Origin of the sequence: uncultured Agitococcus sp., from assembly GCF_937920075.1 — a bacterium.
Taxonomy (GTDB): domain Bacteria; phylum Pseudomonadota; class Gammaproteobacteria; order Pseudomonadales; family Moraxellaceae; genus Agitococcus.
On sequence record NZ_CALETI010000412.1, the window covers coordinates 1 to 3,341 of the forward strand.

Sequence of the window (3,341 nt, forward strand, 5' to 3'; positions counted from 1 at the left end):
ACTCGCGCGTATCCACACCACCCAACGTCACTTCTGCGGTGCGATACCCTTCTGTACCTGATGGTTTTAACTGCCATGCTTGCAAAGCATCAGCAATCGTTAACAACACACTATCAGGTATTTCAGCTAATGGCGTTTCGGCATAACTTGGCCAATGCAAAGCTTGTAATTCCAACACTAAGTTTTTACTTAATAATGGTATTAACTGTGTACGTAATAATGATTTAGGATGTTGCTGCTTTTGCTCTTTTAGCCAACTCGCCATTTCTAATTGTGGCAATAAATTTACTTCTACCGTCTCGCCTAATTGCCAATAGTTTGATAATTGCAAAGCGACTGGCCCACTTAAGCCCCGATGGGTAAACAACAAATTTTCATGAAAACTGGCGCTATCCTTCGCTGTCATGCTGACATCCAACGCCAAACCCGATAATCGTTCGGTGACTGTTTTGATGTTATCAGTAAAGGTAAATGGCACTAAACCTGCGCGTGTTGGCAACACCTGATGACCAAACTGTTTAGCTACTTCATAACCAAAACCACTCGCACCCATCGTTGGAATAGACAAACCACCTGTGGCAATCACTAAAGACTGACAGGCAAACTGACCTTTACTGGTCTGCAAATGAAAACGATGCTCGCCATCATCGACTGGGATAATTTTTTCAATTTGACAATGGGTTTGAATGGTCACTTGTTGAGTACGTTCGCACTCTGCCAACAACATGGCCAAAATATCTTTAGCTGAATCATTACAAAATAATTGACCGTGTTTTCGTTCGTGATAAGCAATACGGTGTTTTTCAACCAGCGCAATAAAATCCCATTGGGTGTAACGATTGAGTGCGGAAATACAAAAATGTGGGTTTGCAGATAAATAATTACTCGGCTCAACAAATAAATTGGTAAAATTACAACGGCCACCGCCTGACATTAAAATCTTTTTACCGACTTTATTGCTACTATCCAAGACCAACACACGACGGCCACGCTGTCCTGCACTGGCAGCACACATTAAACCCGACGCACCGCCACCAATAATAATTACATCCACGTTTATCACAAACACATCTCAACGCAGCAAAAAGCAAATTTTAGCATTTTTTAATTATGGACTTACGCATTGTGCTGCAATTAGCGCGTTTTGTGAGCTAATAATCGTTTAAAACGATTATTAAGCGAATAAATTAGCGATAACCGCGTAAGTCCCAATTTGTTCACTTTTCTTTTTTGCTGATTATCCGTTAAAATGCTCTCCCACTGCCGAGGGGTGCTGCACCAGTTAAAAAACTGCTAGGCTCGGTAGTAAAGATATAGTTGCCAACGTCACCCACTCACTTAGCACTTACGCTGTTATCGCTTATTCGTTCACATTTCAATCGTTTTCAACGATTTTATATTCACAAAACACGATAATTGCGATGCAACGCGTAAGCTCTATACCATAGGAGTCTGTCATGACTGCAATGACATCCGTTGGCGACTATAAAGTTGCCGATATTTCTTTAGCCGCTTGGGGTCGTAAAGAAATCATTCTCGCCGAAGCCGAAATGCCTGCCTTAATGGGTTTACGCCGCAAGTATGCTGCCAGCAAACCTTTAGCAGGTGCAAAAATCATCGGCTGTATCCACATGACCATTCAAACTGCCGTATTAATCGAAACCTTAATTGATTTAGGGGCAGAAGTTCGTTGGTCATCTTGCAATATCTTCTCCACACAAGATCAAGCGGCTGCGGCAATTGCTGCGGTGGGCATTCCCGTCTTTGCATGGAAAGGTGAAACCGAAGAAGAATTTTGGTGGTGTATCGAGCAAACCATTTTAAAAGATGGTAAGCCTTGGGATGCCAACATGATTTTGGATGATGGTGGTGACGTTACCTATATCGTTCACGAAAAATATCCAGAAATGTTAAAAACCATTCATGGTATTACTGAAGAAACCACCACAGGTGTGCATCGTTTAATTGAAATGTGGAAAAAAGGTACGTTAAAAGTGCCTGCTATTAACGTCAATGACTCAGTGACCAAGTCAAAAAATGACAACAAATATGGTTGCCGCCACTCCTTAAATGATGCCATTAAACGCGGCACAGATATGTTAATGGCAGGTCGTCGTGCTTTAGTGATTGGTTATGGTGATGTGGGTAAAGGTTCTGCTCAATCTTTACGTCAAGAAGGCATGATTGTGCGCGTCACCGAAATTGATCCAATTTGTGCAATGCAAGCCTGTATGGATGGTTACGAAGTGGTTTCCCCATATATTGATGGCAACAACACAGGTTTAGATGTTGATATCAACAAAACCTTATTAGGTGAAACTGATTTATTAGTTACCACCACAGGCAATATGAATGTCTGTGATGCGGCGATGTTGCGTAACCTCAAAAACGGTGCAGTGGTCTGTAATATTGGTCATTTTGATACCGAAATTGATACGGCTTATATGCGTACCAACTGGCATTGGGAAGAAGTTAAACCACAAGTACACAAGGTTTATCGCACTAATGCAGCGGACGTTAACCCAGCCGATAGTAACTACTTGTTATTATTATCTGAAGGTCGCTTAGTGAACTTGGGCAATGCAACAGGTCACCCATCTCGCATTATGGATGGTTCTTTTGCCAACCAAGTGTTAGCGCAAATGTATTTGTATGAGCAAAAATTTGCTGACCATTCTCCTGCTGTGCAAGAGCGCATGCTCAAAGTTGAAGTTTTACCGAAAAAACTTGATGAAGAAGTTGCCGCAGCAATGGTTGCAGGTTTTGGTGGAGTGTTAACCAAATTAACTTCTGCTCAAGCTGAATATATTGGCGTCTCTGTTGATGGCCCATATAAGCAAGAAAGTTATAAGTACTAATCATTTTTTAGCCCGTAGAAATACGGGCTAAAAAATCGCCGAGAAAGTGTATGCCAACATGCTGGATTATTGCTGGCCCAAATGGTGCAGGCAAAACAACATTTGCTCTAAACTATTTAGCTCAATTTACTAATTGTCAGCACTTTCTTAATGCCGATTTAATTGCCGCAGGTTTAGCTCCACTTGCACCCGAAAAACAGCTAATTCATGCCAGTCGCTTATTTTTAAAAGCGTTGAATACCTGTATTCTTAATCAAGAAAACTTTGCATTTGAAACAACATTAGCTGGCAAAAACTATTTAAAACTCATACAACAACTCAAAACAACAGGTTGGCGCATTGAGTTAATCTATTTAGCTTTACCCAATGTTGAAATGTCAAAACTTCGTGTTGCCGAACGTGTTGCACATGGTGGCCATAATATTCCGATTACGGATATAGAGCGTCGTTTTCAACGTAGTTTAAAACATTTATTAGTCGATT

General features: G+C 41.1%; 3 protein-coding genes and 1 riboswitch. Of the genes, 2 read left to right on the forward strand and 1 reads right to left on the reverse strand.

Features of this window, described 5'->3' with window-relative positions; genetic code table 11:
• The coding region (locus Q0212_RS14230; RefSeq protein ID WP_297926663.1) for an NAD(P)/FAD-dependent oxidoreductase at nucleotides 1–1,069 on the reverse strand (1,069 nt) is incomplete at its 3' end.
• Nucleotides 1,070–1,259: 190 nt separating this feature from the next.
• Nucleotides 1,260–1,339: riboswitch (S-adenosyl-L-homocysteine riboswitch) on the forward strand.
• 118 nt (nucleotides 1,340–1,457) lie between these two features.
• Here Q0212_RS14230 and ahcY point away from each other — a divergent pair.
• The gene (gene ahcY, locus Q0212_RS14235; RefSeq protein ID WP_297926665.1) at nucleotides 1,458–2,858 is read left to right on the forward strand and encodes an adenosylhomocysteinase; all 1,401 of its coding nucleotides are present in this window, start codon (nucleotides 1,458–1,460) and stop codon (nucleotides 2,856–2,858) included.
• Nucleotides 2,859–2,908: 50 nt separating this feature from the next.
• On the forward strand, nucleotides 2,909–3,341 hold a 433-nt coding region (locus Q0212_RS14240; protein WP_297926668.1), incomplete at its 3' end, for a zeta toxin family protein.